Annotated in this window: 13 protein-coding genes; 8 read left to right on the plus strand and 5 right to left on the minus strand. The window is 69.6% G+C overall.

Annotated elements, in window-relative coordinates; genetic code table 11:
* Window positions 1-2: 2 nt before the first annotated feature.
* The 5 genes from gsiC to ACX9MN_RS17905 form a co-directional block, all read right to left on the minus strand.
* A complete protein-coding gene (gene gsiC / locus ACX9MN_RS17885) occupies window positions 3-923 on the minus strand; it encodes a glutathione ABC transporter permease GsiC (protein ID WP_020096126.1) in 921 nt (306 codons plus the stop codon).
* Window positions 924-1,028: 105 nt separating this feature from the next.
* On the minus strand, window positions 1,029-2,576 hold the full coding sequence (gene gsiB, locus ACX9MN_RS17890) for a glutathione ABC transporter substrate-binding protein GsiB (protein ID WP_234080785.1): 1,548 nt from the start codon (window positions 2,574-2,576) through the stop codon (window positions 1,029-1,031).
* Between the two features lie 31 nt (window positions 2,577-2,607).
* On the minus strand, window positions 2,608-4,521 hold the full coding sequence (locus tag ACX9MN_RS17895; RefSeq protein ID WP_020096124.1) for a dipeptide ABC transporter ATP-binding protein: 1,914 nt from the start codon (window positions 4,519-4,521) through the stop codon (window positions 2,608-2,610).
* A gap of 8 nt (window positions 4,522-4,529) precedes the next feature.
* On the minus strand, window positions 4,530-5,507 hold the full coding sequence (locus ACX9MN_RS17900; protein WP_020096123.1) for an isoaspartyl peptidase/L-asparaginase family protein: 978 nt from the start codon (window positions 5,505-5,507) through the stop codon (window positions 4,530-4,532).
* Complete coding sequence (locus tag ACX9MN_RS17905; protein ID WP_026605401.1) at window positions 5,504-6,442, minus strand: MurR/RpiR family transcriptional regulator; 939 nt, start codon at window positions 6,440-6,442, stop codon at window positions 5,504-5,506. Before ACX9MN_RS17905 ends, ACX9MN_RS17900 begins: the two co-directional genes overlap by 4 nt.
* Between ACX9MN_RS17905 and ACX9MN_RS17910 the strand changes: the two genes are divergently transcribed.
* From ACX9MN_RS17910 to ACX9MN_RS17945, 8 genes are all read left to right on the plus strand, one after another.
* The gene (locus ACX9MN_RS17910; protein WP_170868042.1) at window positions 6,338-6,553 is read left to right on the plus strand and encodes a hypothetical protein; all 216 of its coding nucleotides are present in this window, start codon (window positions 6,338-6,340) and stop codon (window positions 6,551-6,553) included. The genes ACX9MN_RS17905 and ACX9MN_RS17910 overlap by 105 nt on opposite strands.
* Window positions 6,554-7,017: 464 nt before the next feature.
* The gene (locus tag ACX9MN_RS17915; protein ID WP_326491888.1) at window positions 7,018-7,326 is read left to right on the plus strand and encodes a hypothetical protein; all 309 of its coding nucleotides are present in this window, start codon (window positions 7,018-7,020) and stop codon (window positions 7,324-7,326) included.
* Window positions 7,327-7,601: 275 nt separating this feature from the next.
* Complete coding sequence (acuR, locus tag ACX9MN_RS17920; protein WP_026605400.1) at window positions 7,602-8,246, plus strand: acrylate utilization transcriptional regulator AcuR; 645 nt, start codon at window positions 7,602-7,604, stop codon at window positions 8,244-8,246.
* A gap of 21 nt (window positions 8,247-8,267) precedes the next feature.
* Entirely contained in the window at window positions 8,268-9,251 is a 984-nt protein-coding gene (gene acuI, locus ACX9MN_RS17925; RefSeq protein ID WP_020096120.1) for an acrylyl-CoA reductase (NADPH), read from the plus strand.
* A 152-nt stretch (window positions 9,252-9,403) separates the two neighbouring features.
* A complete protein-coding gene (locus tag ACX9MN_RS17930) occupies window positions 9,404-10,624 on the plus strand; it encodes an ABC transporter substrate-binding protein (RefSeq protein WP_020096119.1) in 1,221 nt (406 codons plus the stop codon).
* 12 nt (window positions 10,625-10,636) lie between these two features.
* A complete protein-coding gene (locus ACX9MN_RS17935) occupies window positions 10,637-11,872 on the plus strand; it encodes an MFS transporter (RefSeq protein ID WP_103985789.1) in 1,236 nt (411 codons plus the stop codon).
* 20 nt (window positions 11,873-11,892) lie between these two features.
* The gene (locus ACX9MN_RS17940; protein WP_020096117.1) at window positions 11,893-12,714 is read left to right on the plus strand and encodes an enoyl-CoA hydratase-related protein; all 822 of its coding nucleotides are present in this window, start codon (window positions 11,893-11,895) and stop codon (window positions 12,712-12,714) included.
* Entirely contained in the window at window positions 12,711-14,159 is a 1,449-nt protein-coding gene (locus ACX9MN_RS17945) for a class I adenylate-forming enzyme family protein (RefSeq protein ID WP_051123800.1), read from the plus strand. The genes ACX9MN_RS17940 and ACX9MN_RS17945 overlap by 4 nt, the downstream gene beginning before the upstream one ends.
* Window positions 14,160-14,169: the final 10 nt, after the last annotated feature.

Raw genomic sequence — 14,169 nt, forward strand, 5'->3', positions numbered from 1 at the left:
GCTCACCTGTAGCGGATGGTCGGGTTGATGAGGCCGTAGAGCACGTCCACGATCAGGTTGATCAGGATGAACTCCAGCGAGAACAGCAGGACCAGGGCCTGGATCACCGGGTAGTCGCGCTGGTTCACGGCATCGACGAGCAGACGGCCCATGCCGGGCCAGTTGAACACCGCCTCGACGACGATCGAGCCGCCGAGCAGGAAGCCGAACTGCAGGCCCATCATGGTCACGACCGGGATCAGAGCGTTGCGCAGGCAGTGCTTGGCGATCACGACGCGCTCCTTGAGCCCCTTGGCGCGGGCGGTGCGCACGAAATCCTCGCCGATGACCTCCACGAAGGCCGCGCGGGTGAAGCGGGCCATCACGGCGGCCACGGCCGCGCCGAGCGTCAGCGACGGCAGCACGTAGTGCCGCCACGTGTCGGCGCCGACGGTCGGCAGCCAGCCGAGCTCGACCGAGAAGATCTGCATCAGGAGGATGCCGAGTGCGAAGGCGGGGAACGAGATGCCGGACACGGCGAGCGTCATCCCGAACCGGTCGGGCCATTCGTTGCGGTAGACCGCCGAGACTATGCCGATGATCAGCCCGAAGGCGACCGCCCAGGCCATGCTGGTGAGGGTGAGCAGGAGGGTCGGCAGGAAGCGCTCGCCGATCTCGGTCGAGACCGGGCGGCGGGTGCGGATCGAGACGCCGAGATCGCCGCGGGCGAGGTTGGCGAAGTAGCGCACGAACTGTTCCGGCAGGGGCCGGTCGAGGCCGAGCTCTGTGCGTACCAGGGCCACCGTCTGGGCGTCGGCATCCTGCCCGGCCGCCAGCCGCGCCGGATCGCCGGGAAGCAGGTGGACGAACAGGAAGACGAGGACCGAGACGATCAGCAGCGTCGGCAGCAGCCCGAGGAGCCGCTTGAGCAGGAAGGTCAGCATAGGCTCGCGCCCGCGATCCGAGGTTTGCGTGAAGCGATCGCGCGGGACGTCCGCGCCGGGCCGGCCATCGTCCGGGCCGCTCGGCGCGGGGTCCGCTGGCGGCGGCTAGGGAGCGACGGCGATCTCGCCGGAATCGATGTTGCCGTCGGGCATGACGTAGACGCCGGAGAGCCGCGCGGAGGTCGCGTAGAGGTTCTGCTCGGTGACGAGCGGCGCCCAGGGGGCGTCCTTCATCACGATCTCCTGCGCCTTGGCGTAGAGCTCGGCGCGCTCCGCGTCGTTCGTCGAGACCAGCGCCTTGGCGAGAAGGGCGTCGAACTCGGCGTTGCTGTAGTAGGCGGTGTTGTTGAGCTTGGGCGGCCACGCCTCCGTCGCGAGCAGCGGCCGCAGGCCCCAGTCTGCCTCACCGGTCGAGGACGACCAGCCGGCATAGTAGAGGCGGACGCGGGCGGTCTTCGGATCGGGGGCGGTCTGCACCCACTCGGTGCGCTGGCCGGGCTCCAGCGCCAGGGTCTGCACCTTGATGCCGACCTGGCCGAGCTGCTGTTGGAGGAACTGGATCGCCTTCTGGGCGGTGGTGGTGGTGTAGGCGCTCCAGAGGGTCGCCTCGAAGCCGTTGGCGTAGCCGGCCTCCTTGAGGAGCTGGCGCGCCTTGGCCGGGTCGTAGGGCCAGGGATCCATCTTGTGGGCGTAGCGCACGCCCTGCGGGACGATGCCCTGCGCCGGGAAGGCGTAGCCCGAGAAGGCGACCTTGGCCAACGCCTCCTTGTTGATCGCGTAGTTGATCGCTTGGCGGACGCGCAGGTCGTCGAACGGCTTCTGAAGCACGTTCATGCTGAGATACCGCTCGATGATCGAGGCGTGCACCTCGATCTTCAGCTTCTTGCTGGCTTCGAGCATCTTGGCCTGCTCGTAGGGCAGCGGGAAGGCGAAATCGGCCTCGCCGGTCTGCAGCATGGCGGCGCGGGTGCCGTTCTCGGGCACCGGCTTCCACGTGATGGTGTCGACCTTCGGGAAGCCGGCCTGCCAGTAATCGGCGAACTTGGCGCCCTTGACGTAGTCGGTCTGCTTCCAGTCGACGAAGGTGAACGGCCCGGTTCCGACCGGGTGGAAGGCGATGTCCTTGCCGTACTTCTTCAGGGCCGTGGGCGAGATGATCGCCGCCGAGGCGTGGGCCAGCGAGTTGATGAACGGCCCGAAGGGCTCCTTCAGGGTGATGCGCAGGCTCGTGGGCGAGAGCACCTCGATCGTCTTGATGCGGTTGAACTGGTTGTACCGCGCGAGGTGGTTCTCAGGGTCGAGGACGCGGTCGAGGTTGGCCTTCACCGCGGCGGCGTCGAACGTCGTGCCGTCGTGGAATTTGACGCCCTCGCGCAGCTTGAACGTGTAGACGAGGCCGTCGGGCGAGGTCTCGTAGCTCTCGGCCAGGACGTTGCGGACCTTGAGATCCTTGTCGAAGCCGAAGAGGCCCTCGTAGAACGACTTGGTGACGGCGGTCGTGAGCGTCGTGTTGGTGTTGTACGGGTCGAGGGTCTCGGGTTGGCCGCTGATCGCCAGGATCGGGTCGCCCGCGGCGGCGGCGGGCGCGGCCGCCACGGCGAGCAGGCCGGCGGCGAGGAGGAAGCGCTCGAACATGGTCAGACCTCGGGGCATGGGACGATCCTGCTGGCGGGGATAGGCGGTGTCAGGCGGCAAGGCCGCCGACCGTGTGGCGGGCGACGAGGTGGCCGGGGCCGATCTCGACGAGGGGCGCGACCTGCGGCTCGTCGCCAAGCGCCCGGACCGGGCTCGGGATCTCGTCGGTCAGGAGCCGGCGGGCGCGCAGGTGCCGGCGGGCCGGGTCGGCGACCGGAACCGCCGCCATCAGCTTGCGGGTGTAGGGGTGCTGCGGGTTCTCGAAGATCGCCCGGCGCGGGCCGATCTCGACGATCTGGCCGAGATACATCACCGCGACGCGGTGGCTGATCCGCTCGACCACCGCCATGTCGTGGCTGATGAAAAGGTAGGCGAGGCCGAACTCCCGCTGGAGGTCGAGCATCAGGTTCACGATCTGCGCCTGGATCGACACGTCGAGGGCCGACACCGCCTCGTCCGCGACGATGACCTTCGGGTTCAGGGCGAGGGCCCGGGCGATGGCGATGCGCTGCCGTTGGCCGCCCGAGAACTCGTGCGGGTAGCGCTGGGCCTGGTCGGGGGTCAGCCCGACGCGCTCGAGCAGCCACGCCACCCGCGCCTCGGCCTCCCGGCGCGTCGCGATCCCGTGGACCAGCAGCGGCTCCATGATCGAGAAGCCGACGGTCAGGCGGGGATCGAGGGAGGCGTAGGGGTCCTGGAAGATGAACTGGATGTTGCGCCGCAGGCCGCGCAACTGCCCGGGGGGCAGGTCGCGGATGTTGCCGCCGTCGAACTCGATCAGGCCGCTCTGGCTCTCCACGAGGCGCAGGAGCGAGCGGCCGGTCGTCGACTTGCCGCAGCCGGATTCGCCGACGAGGGCCAGGGTCTCGCCGGGATGGAGATCGAAGCTGACGCGCTCCACCGCGTGGACGCGGCGGCGCACGCGGTTGAGCAGGCCGCCGCGGATGTCGAACCGGGTGACGAGGTCGCGCACCCGCAGGATCGGCCCGGCGCCGGTGCGCACGGTGTCGTGGGATTCGTCGACCGGGGCGGACGCACCCTGCCCCGCCGGGTGTTCCCGGGCCTCGGCCCGCAGCAGGTCGAACTTCCGCGGCAGGTCGCTGCCCGCCATGGCGCCGAGACGGGGAACGGCGGCGAGCAGCGCCCGGGTGTAGGCGTGGCGCGGCGCGGTGAAGAGCGCGGGCGCCGCCCCCTCCTCCACCTTGTCGCCGCGGTACATGACCAGCACGCGGTCGGCGATCTCGGCCACGACGCCCATGTCGTGAGTGATGAAGACGACGCCCATCTTCATCTCGGCCTGGAGGCTGCGGATCAGTTCGAGGATCTGCGCCTGGATCGTGACGTCGAGGGCCGTGGTCGGCTCATCGGCGATGAGCAACTGCGGCTTGCAGGACAGGGCCATGGCGATCATCACGCGCTGGCGCATGCCGCCGGAGAGCTGGTGCGGGTAGCGCGTGAGGACGTTGCGCGCCTCGGGGATGCGCACGAGGTCGAGCATCCGCAGGGCCTCGGCCCGGGAGGCTGAGGCGCTCTTCCCCTGGTGGACGCGGATCGATTCCGCGATCTGGTCCCCGGCGGTGAAGACCGGGTTCAGGGAGGTCATCGGCTCCTGGAAGATCATCGCGATCTCGGCGCCACGGATCGCCCGCATCTTGGCGTTCGGGGCGGCGGCGAGATCGAGCACCTCGCCCGAGCCGCGCCGGAACAGCATCTGCCCGGCCGCGATCCGGCCGCCGCCGTGCTCCACGAGGCGCATCAGGCTGAGCGAGGTCACGGACTTGCCGGACCCGGACTCGCCGACGATCGCCATGGTCTCGCCGGCGTCGACGTGGAACGCGAGGTCGCGGACCGCCTCCACGACCCGCTCGGAGTTCGCAAAGCGGACGGTAAGGCCGGTGACGGAGACGACCCGTCCGTCGGGCAGAGCGGCAGGAGAGGCGGTCCCGGCTGCGATGGTCGGCATGGCGGATCTCAGCGCGCTGGTGCGGGGACGCGGCGGGTCTCGCCGAAGATCGCGGTGGCCGGCGCCTCGCCGGAGCGGACGAGGCCGCGATACATGCCCTCGGTGTTGAACGGCATTGCGACCCGGCCGCGCGCATCGACGGCGATCAGCCCGCCGCGGCCGCCGACAGTCGGCAGGTGCTCCTCGACAACCGCCCGGGCTGCCACCTCGAGGTCCTGGCCCCCGTAGGCCATGCGCGCGCAGACATCGTGCGCCGCCGCGACGCGGATGAAGGCCTCCCCCGTGCCGGTGCAGGAGACCGCGGCGGTCCTGTCGTCCGCGTAGGTGCCCGCGCCGATCAGCGGCGAGTCGCCGATCCGGCCGGGACGCTTGTTGGTCATGCCGCCGGTCGAGGTCAGGGCGGCGAGGTGGCCGTCCCGGTCGAGGGCGACGGCGCCCACCGTGCCGAACTTGCGGGTCTCGTCGAGGGGCCCCGACGCCGTGTCGTGGTCGAGGGCGACTTGCCCGGCGGCCAACGCCCGGCGAAGCTGGTCGCGGCGGGCCTCTGTCGAGAAAAAATCGGGCTCGACCATCTCAAGGCCGTGCCGGCGCGCGAAGGTCTCGGCGCCGGCACCAGCCATAAGGACGTGCTCGCCGGCCTCCATCAGCGCGCGGGCGGCGCGGCCAGGCCGGCGCACCCGCGAGACGCCCGCGACAGCGCCGGCCCGCAGGGTGGCGCCGTCCATGATCGCGGCGTCGAGTTCGTGGGTCTCGGCGCTGGTGAAGACGGCGCCGTGGCCGGCATTGAAGAGCGGGCACTCCTCCAGGAGGTCGACGGCGACACTCACGGCGTCGAGGGCGCTCCCGCCGTCGGCGAGGCAGGCCGCTCCGGCCGCCAGGATTCCGGCGAGGGCCGCGTGGTAGCGCGCCTCGCCGGGATCGGCCTGGCCCGACGCGATTGTCCCGGCACCGCCGTGGATCACGAGTACGGGGCGGTGGTCGCTCATGGAACGGCTCCCGGAGGCGGGGTGTCGGGCAGGTCGTCGGCTCCGCCCTGCGGCGGCCAGGCGGCGTAGTCGCGGTCGAGCCAGGGCAGCACCGCTTCCGTCACGCGCGTCGCGGCCGGGACGAGATCCTCGGTGGCGTGGGCGAAGGCGCTCGCCAGGGCCTCCACGAGGGCCGTCAGGCTGGCATCCGAGGCGGCGAAGTAGTGGCAGTCGGTCTGCGCGTAGAGCGCGACCGTAGCGGTGGCGACGAGGGGTGAGTGCGGTCCGTCAGTCAGCGCCAGGACCGCGGCGCCGTGCTTCCGTGCGATCTCGGCCAGCCGCACCGTGTCGGCGAAGTACCGCGGGGTTGCGAGCGCGATGACGAGGTCGTCGGTCGTCAGCCGGCGCAGGCTCCGGGCGGCGAAGCCGGGCCCCTCCAGTGTCGCCAGCAGATGGACGTCCTCGCGGTTGACGTCGAGGTTGCGCGCCAGGATGCCGGCCGGCCAGCTGCTGCTGCCCAGGCCCACGACGTAGACCCGTCGGGCCCGGCGGATCGCCTCGACGGCCTGCGCACAGGTCTGGCCGTCGAGCCCACGCCGCGTCGCCTCGATGTTGCGGACGATGTCGGCCAAGGCTCCGTCGAGGATGCCGGACGCGGTCGCGGGCTGATCTCGGCTGCCGCGCAGCTTCTCGACCGGTGCGAGCGCCTTCTCATAGCCGAGGACGAGGGCCGCGCGGAACTTTGCGTAGCCCTCGTAGCCCACGGCGCGGGCAAACCGATTAGCGGTGGCGACGGAGACGCCAACCAAGTCTGCAAGCTCATTCACGGGCAGAGTCGCGGCGCGCAACGGATGATCAAGGACGAAGCGGGCGACCTCTCGGTGAGCGGAGCTGAGCGCCGGAAACGCGTGCGCGATCCGTTGCGCGACAGAAAGTTCCTTGGGTTCCAACGCCACGACGCTCGAGCCGATCAAAAATTCTCACTGCCGGACAGTCTGAGAATTTTTTCGATCACCCGCAAGCGCTTCGACGCTTATTTTCGCGGCACCAGTTGCACAAATCGCTGAACTTCCCAGACAAATTGGGTGACCTCGCTCCTAGTCAGATGCGCCTCCCCGTTCACGGCAACTGCGTTGGCCGATGGCTACAGTTGCGCTCTGCTGTGGGGGGCTCACTGCAGGTGCAATGGCGACCGGTGAGCCGATCTATGCTGATGTCTGCTTCGGAGATGCCGGCTGACGCCACCGAATGGCCGTGACGGGCGCGAAATCGTCGATCAACTTCCTAGCTCAAGGCCAAGGTCCGGCAGCAGCGCGTCCCAAACCCAGGTGACAGAACGGCGCTTTGACGCACGGCTGCGCATGTCGAGCGCGTGTCTCACCGGTCGCCATTGCACCCAACCCCACTCGACCCACGCCCGGACCTCGGACAGGGCCGCCGCCGCTCCCACGGCACCCCCGCCGCCGCCGAGCCTCGCTTGCCGTGCAGCCGGTGCCGCTCCCCCGCTTATGCCCATTCTGCGGCACTGCCGGTGCCGCGTGGTGGCGGCTGTTCATCCATCAACCCATCCCGGGAACTCCGTCTCGGCCGCGGCGACCCGCGCTTCACTGCCGATCGCACCGCCTTCGTCGTCATCCGTGGCACCGCCCCAACCGGCGCCCGTGCCATCTTCTGCATCGAAACGAAGAACAGTGGAGCCGGCCACGACCCCGCGCTGCCGCCTCATCCGCGGCACCAAGAAATCGGACGCACGACGACCGGCCTATTCATCGCCCCCGAGGGTCCCGCGCTGACCGGCCCGGCCTGCCGGCAGCTCGGCCTCGCCAGCGCAAGGATTTGAAAGTAGAGCGCCCTCGCCTCTTCGATTCCACGCACAAACGGCCTCATCCACGACCGGCGAGCTCTAGCTAAGCCCGGCCCCGACAACCGCCCCTTGCGCACCGGTGCGTTCGCCCTGCGGCATCGGGAGACGACACCGACCCTTCGCCACTGGATCAGAAAGACAGGATCTCGGCGCGTCGCAGCTCGTCCTCCTGAGAGCTGCGCGCGGAACGCGGTCTGACAGGATCGCCCAGGCTCGTTGCATTTAATAATCAACCGGTCTATTTCTAATTCATGCAGTCCGATTCGGTCTCGGTTGTCACCGCGCGCAAGAGGGGTCGGCCACCTAGGCCTGAGCCGGCCTACGGCACGTCGCGGGCGGCCTTGATCCGGGTGGGCGTCGCGCTGCTATCGGAGAAGGGCTACTCGGCAACCGGCCTCGAAGAGGTCCTGCGCACCGCGGGTGTGCCGAAAGGTTCGTTCTATCACTATTTCGCGAGCAAGGACGTCTTCGGCGCCGAACTGATCGAGGCGTACGCAGCCTACTTCGCGCGCAAGCTCGACCGCTGGTTGCTCGATGAGAGTACGACCCCGATCGAGCGCATCAGGAACTTCGTCGCCGACGCGAAGGCCGGCATGGCACGCTACGAGTTCCGTCGCGGCTGTGTCGTCGGCAATCTCGGGCAGGAGATGAGCGCCCTGCCCGAGCTCTTTCGGGACCGTCTGCATGGCGTCCTCCTCGACTGGCAGGCGCGGACGGAGCGCTGTCTCCGGGACGCCCAGGCAGCCGGCCAGATCGCCGCGGATGCCGATTGCGCTGCGCTGGCGGCGTTTTTCTGGATCGGCTGGGAAGGCGCGGTCCTGCGCGCCAAGCTCGAGCGCAGCCCCGAGCCTCTCGACCTCTTCGCCACCCTATTCCTGACCTGTCTTACGCGCTGAGCGCCCCATGGAGTGCCCCGAATGTTCAAGGCAATCCTGATCGAGAAGGATGAGGCGGTCTACCGCGCCGGCCTACGTGAGATCGACGAGGCGCAGCTCCCCGAGGGCGACGTCACCGTGGATGTCGCCTACTCGACGTTGAACTACAAGGACGGGCTCGCGATCACCGGGAAAGGCCCGGTCGTGCGCAAATTTCCGATGGTGCCGGGCATCGACATCGCCGGCACCGTCCGCGAATCCCGGCATCACGACTACAAGGCCGGCGACCGCGTCGTCCTCAACGGCTGGGGCGTCGGCGAGACCCATTGGGGTGGGCTGGCGCAAGTCGCACGGCTCAAGGGCGACTGGCTGGTGCCATTGCCGGAGGCGCTCACGCCACGGCAGGCGATGGCGATCGGCACTGCCGGTTACACGGCGATGCTGTGCGTGATCGCCCTCGAGCGCCACGGCGTCACCCCCGACAAGGGCGAGGTCGTCGTCACCGGCGCGGCCGGTGGCGTCGGCAGCACGGCGGTCGCTCTCCTGTCGCGCCTCGGCTACACGGTCGTGGCGGTGAGCGGCCGTCCCGAGGAGGCCGATTACCTGCGCCGCCTCGGCGCAGCGGAGGTGCTGGATCGGGCGACATTCTCGGATCCGGGCAGGCCGCTCGCCCGGGAGCGCTGGGCCGGGGCCGTCGATGTGGTCGGTAGCCACACGCTGGCGAACGTCTGCGCCGCCATGAAGTACCGGGGCGTCGTAACGGCTTGCGGTCTGGCTCAGGGGATGGACCTGCCTGCGAGCGTGGCCCCCTTCATCCTGCGCGGCGTCAGCCTGCTCGGGATCGACAGCGTGATGTGCCCGCGGCCTGAGCGGATCGAGGCCTGGAACAGGCTGGTCCACGACCTCGATCCGGTCAAGCTCGAGGCGATCACGGAGGAGATCGGCCTGACAGAGGCTGTGGCCACCGCGGAACGCCTGATGTCGGGCCGGGTGCGCGGCCGCGTCGTCGTTGACGTGCATCGCTAGGCGTTCTCGCCGCCTCTCGCCGCCGTTCAACTGCGGAACAGACGGAAATCATACAGGGAAGACTTGGGTGTGATGGCTTAATACTGAACGCGGCACTGCCGCCGGACTGACAAAAACAAACACAGTCCGTTCATACCGATGGAGGAAAGACCATGAAGGGTGTATTCGCGCTGGCGATCCTGTTTGGCGGCCTGTCCGCCGTGCAGGCCGACCCGCTGCCGACCTTCCGTATCGGCGTGCTGAATGATCAGTCCGGGCTCTACGCCGACATCGCGGGGCCGGGCTCCGTCGAGGCCGCGCGCATGGCCGTCGAGGACTTCAAGCCGGACGTGAGAGGCTTCCGCGTCGAGGTTCTCTCGGCCGACCATCAGAACAAGCCCGATATCGGCGCGGCCATCGTGCGACGCTGGTTCGACGTCGACCAGGTCGACGCGATCGTCGACGTACCGACCTCTTCGGTCGCCCTGGCCGTGTCGAACATCGCGAGCGAGAAGGACAAGGCATTCCTGATCGCGAGCGCCGGGTCCTCGGATCTGACCGGGAAGAACTGCACCCGGACCAACGTCCATTGGACCTACGACACCTGGGCTCTCGGCAACAGCACGGCGCGCGCCGTGATCAAGCAGGGCGGAAAGTCCTGGTACTTCCTCACGACGGATTACGCGTTCGGTCACGCTCTGGAGCGCGACGCCACCGAGGCCGTGACGAAGGCGGGCGGCAAGTCCCTCGGACACGTCCTGGCTCCGTTCCAGAGCACCGACTTCTCCTCCTACCTGCTCCAGGCCCAGGGCAGCGGTGCGCAGGTGGTCGCGCTCGCCAATTCCGGCGGCGACACGATCAACGCCATCAAGCAGGCCTCGGAGTTCGGCCTCACCGACGGCGGCCAGAAGCTCGTCGCGCTCCTCGCCTTCATCTCGGACATCCACTCAGTCGGCCTGAAGGTCGCCCACGGCCTGACTCTGACCGAGGCGTTCTACTGGGACCTCAATGACGGCACCCGGACCTGGGCGAAGCGGTTCGCGGCACGCAACGGTGGCCGTTACCCGACGATGAACCAGGCCGGCACCTACGCGGCGATGCTCCACTGGATGAAGGCGATCGCCGCCCTCGACAAGGACAAGGCGCATCGCGGCACCGACATCGTCGCGCAGATGAAGGCGATGCCGACAAACGATCCGCTGTTCGGCCACGGCTCGATCCGCGCGGACGGGCGCACCATCCACGACCTCTACCTGTTCCAGGTCAAGGACCCGTCCGAGTCGAAGGGGCCGTACGACTACTACAAGCTCGTCGACACCATCCCCGGCGACCAGGCGTTCCGGCCCATGGCCGACGGCGGCTGCCCCCTCGTAGCCCATACGGCCGCGAAGTGAGGCAGCCTAGCCATGGCACGTCCTGACGCGGCCGACAGCGCGACCATCAGCGCAAAGCGGATGGCGATCGGGCTGCTGCTCCTGAGCGAGGTGGCGGCTATGGCGACGTGGTTCGCCACCACCGCCTCGATCGGCGCGATCCGCACGCAGTGGACGCTGAGCCCGTTCCAGGAGGCCCTGCTCACCAACAGCGTGCAGGCCGGGTTCGTCGCCGGCACCCTGGTCAGCGCGCTGCTGGGGCTGGCCGACCGGTTCGACCTGCGCCGGCTGTTCTGCGGCTGCGCCGTCGCGGCCGGTCTCGCCAACCTCCTGATGCTGGCCTTCGCGCCGACCTCGCCGATGGTGCCGCTGCTGCGCTTCGTGACGGGGGCCTGCATGGCCGGCGTCTACCCGGTCGGCATGAAGATCGCCGCGACCTGGGCGGTGGGTGACCTGGGGCTGCTGATCGGCCTTCTGGTGGGCGCGCTCACCCTCGGCTCGGCGCTGCCCCACCTCGTCGCGGCCCTCGGCCAGCTCGACTGGCATCTGCCGGTGCTCGGTGCGGCGTTGGGCGCCCTCCTCTCGGCGGCCCTGATCCGCTTCGTGCAACTCGGGCCGATCCGGTCGGAGGCCCCGCCCCTGCGCTTGGAGAACGCCCTGGAGGCGTGGCGCAATCGCGGCGTGCGCTTGGCCAATCTCGGCTATCTCGGCCACATGTGGGAGCTCTACGCGATGTGGGCCTGGATCGGTGCCTTCATGGCGGCGAGCTTCCGTGAGCGTTACGGCAACGCGCCGCCGTTCCCGCCGGAACTGGCCGCCTTCGCGGTGGTGGCGGCCGGGGCGTTCGGCGCGATGCTGGGCGGCTGGGCGGCCGATCGACTCGGGCGCACTCTGGTCACCGGCGCCTCGATGCTGGCCAGCGGCTGCTGTGCCATCGCGGTGGGTTTCCTGTTCGGCGGCCCTGCCTGGGCGGTGCTGGCGGTGGGCGTGCTCTGGGGCGTCGCGGTGATCGCCGATTCGGCGCAGTTCTCGGCGGCGGTGAGCGAGCTGAGCGACCGCAGGCTGATCGGCACGATGCTCACCGTGCAGACCTGCCTCGGCTTTCTCCTGACGCTCGTCAGTATCCAGCTCATCGCCTTCGCCGGGACATTCCTCGGCTGGCGCTTCGCCTTCGCGCTGCTGGCCGTGGGGCCGTTCCTGGGTCTCGCTTCGATGCTGCGGCTGCGGCGCCTACCCGAGGCCAAGCGGCTGGCGGGAGGACGCAAGTGACAGCGAGGAGAAAGCCACCCGTGGCCTTCAAGACGATCACCTACGAGACGCTCGCGCCGGTGGCACGCATCACCCTGAACCGCCCGGAGCGCACCAACGCGATCAGCGCGACCATGCTCGACGAACTCGCGCAGGCGATGGACGCGGCCGAGGCCGACGATGCGGTGCGCGCCGTGATCGTGCGCGGGGCCGGCACGGCCTTCTCGTCGGGCTTCGATCTCAAGGATCAGATGGCGCTGCGCCCTGAAGGCGTGAGCCAGTGGCGCCCGATCCTGCGCAAGGATTTCGATGTGCCGATGCGCTTCTGGCACTGCCCGAAGCCGACCATCGCGGCGGTGCGTGGTCCCTGCCTCGCGGGCGCCTGCGAGTTGGCGTTGGCCTGCGACGTGACCGTGGCGGCCGAGGATGCCTTCTTCGGCGAGCCGGAGCTGAAGTTCGGGGCCGGTATCGTGGTGATGATCCTGCCCTGGATCGTCGGCCCGAAGATCGCCAAGGAGATCATCCTCACGGGCGAGGACCGCATTCCGGCGCGGCGCGCCTACGAGATCGGAATGGTCAACCGAGTCGTGCCGATTGCCGAGCTCGACGCGAGCGCGCTGCGCCTTGCCCGGCACATCGCGGCGATCGACCCGAACCTCGTCAAGGAGACGAAACGGGCCCTCAACCGGTCGATCGAGGCGCGCGGCATGCTGGAGGCCCTGGAGACGGCCCTCGACATCGACCTGCTGATCGAGGGCGAAGGCTCGCCGGACAAGCGGGCCTTCATGGACATCGCCCGGTCGCAAGGCCTCAAGGCGGCACTGGCCTGGCGCGACAGCCGCTTCCCGGGAGCCGGATCGTGACCGGGGCGCTGGCGGAACTCCTGGGCGCTGGGCTCGGCCGCCCAGGCAGCCGGGTGGACGAGAGTTCCGGCCCCGGGATGACGGGGCGCGACCTCGGTGCACACGCGGATCTGGTCGCCGGTCGGCTGCGTGCGGCAGGCATGCGCCCGCACGAGCCGGTGCACCTCACCATCGGCAACCGGGCGCTCGATCTCGGGACGCTGCTCGGCCTCTGGCGGGCGGGCGCGGTCGCGGTGCCCGTTCACCGAGCCGCTGCACCGCTCACCCGCGCGGCGGTCGAGCGGGCGACGCGTGCCCGCTTCCGGGCCGACGGGCTCAGCTTGGAGAAGATCGCGGAGGATGCGCCGCCGGTGCGGCCGCTCCTGGACGGGGCCGCCCTCGTGGTCTTCACCTCGGGCAGCACCGGCGTGCCGAAGGGCGTGGTTCTCGGACACGATGCCCTGGCGCGCAAGCTCGCGATCCTCGACCGACTGCTGGGCTTTCGCCCGGACGACGTCGTCGCGGTGCCGCTCCAGCTGACCTTCATCTTCGGGATCTGGGCGAGCCTCCTGGCGATCCGCTCTGAGGCGAGACTCGTCCTCGTCCCGAAGTTCACGCCCGCGACGCTCGAGGGCCTGCTCGCCGCGGAGGGGACGGTGTTGGCCGCTGTGCCGACCATGCTGCGAGCCCTGCTGGCCGACGGTGTCCCGCCGGCCCCCCGTCTGCGGGCGGTGCTGACCGGCGGCGAGGCGCTCAGCCCGTCGCTGACGCAAGCAGTCCGCGGCGGATGGCCGAAGGCCGAGCTCGTCGACCTCTATGGCTCGACCGAGACTGGCTCCTGCGACTTCTGTCACCGACCGCGGGACGTCTCGGAGGCTGGGTCGATCGGCATGCCAACCGAGGGCGTGTCGTTCCGCATCGTCCGCGACGACGGCGCGCTCGCCGCTCTGGGCGAGACCGGCGAGCTGCGGATCCGAACTGCCTGCGGCATGCTCGGCTATCTCGACGGCGCCGAGCTCACGCGCTCCGCGCTGGAGGCGGACCACTTCCGCACAGGCGATCTCGCGCGCCTGCGCCAGGACGGTCACGTCGAGCTCGTCGGGCGCTCGAAGGAGATCATCGCGCGGGGCGGCAACAAGATCGCGCCCCTGGAGATCGAGAACGCCCTGTGCGCGCATCCGGACATCGCGGCGGCCCTGTGCGCCGGCGTGCCCGACCCGCGCCTCGGCGAGGCGGTCCACGCGGTCGTCGTGCTGAAGCCTGACCGCGCGCTGTCGGCGGACGAACTCAGGCGCTGGGCATCGGCCCATCTCGAACGTTACAAGGTGCCGGACGTGATCGTCTTCAGCGACACGCTGCCGTCGGGCGCGACCGGAAAGGCGAGCCGGGCGATGGTCAGTACGCTCACGCTGATCCACGCGGAGACGACGTCGGCCGACCTGCAGGGCGCGCCAGTGAGCTCCTAGGCTGGGACGG

Source organism: Methylobacterium sp. 1A, assembly GCF_058072805.1.

Bases quoted from the DNA above. Each gene is read 5' to 3' on its own strand.
- gsiC (WP_020096126.1), bottom strand. From the start codon at position 923: ATGCTGACCTTCCTGCTCAAGCGGCTCCTCGGGCTGCTGCCGACGCTG.
- gsiB (WP_234080785.1), bottom strand. From the start codon at position 2,576: ATGCCCCGAGGTCTGACCATGTTCGAGCGCTTCCTCCTCGCCGCCGGC.
- ACX9MN_RS17895 (WP_020096124.1), bottom strand. From the start codon at position 4,521: ATGCCGACCATCGCAGCCGGGACCGCCTCTCCTGCCGCTCTGCCCGAC.
- ACX9MN_RS17900 (WP_020096123.1), bottom strand. From the start codon at position 5,507: ATGAGCGACCACCGCCCCGTACTCGTGATCCACGGCGGTGCCGGGACA.
- ACX9MN_RS17910 (WP_170868042.1), top strand. From the start codon at position 6,338: ATGATCAAGGACGAAGCGGGCGACCTCTCGGTGAGCGGAGCTGAGCGC.
- acuR (WP_026605400.1), top strand. From the start codon at position 7,602: ATGCAGTCCGATTCGGTCTCGGTTGTCACCGCGCGCAAGAGGGGTCGG.
- acuI (WP_020096120.1), top strand. From the start codon at position 8,268: ATGTTCAAGGCAATCCTGATCGAGAAGGATGAGGCGGTCTACCGCGCC.
- ACX9MN_RS17930 (WP_020096119.1), top strand. From the start codon at position 9,404: ATGAAGGGTGTATTCGCGCTGGCGATCCTGTTTGGCGGCCTGTCCGCC.
- ACX9MN_RS17935 (WP_103985789.1), top strand. From the start codon at position 10,637: ATGGCACGTCCTGACGCGGCCGACAGCGCGACCATCAGCGCAAAGCGG.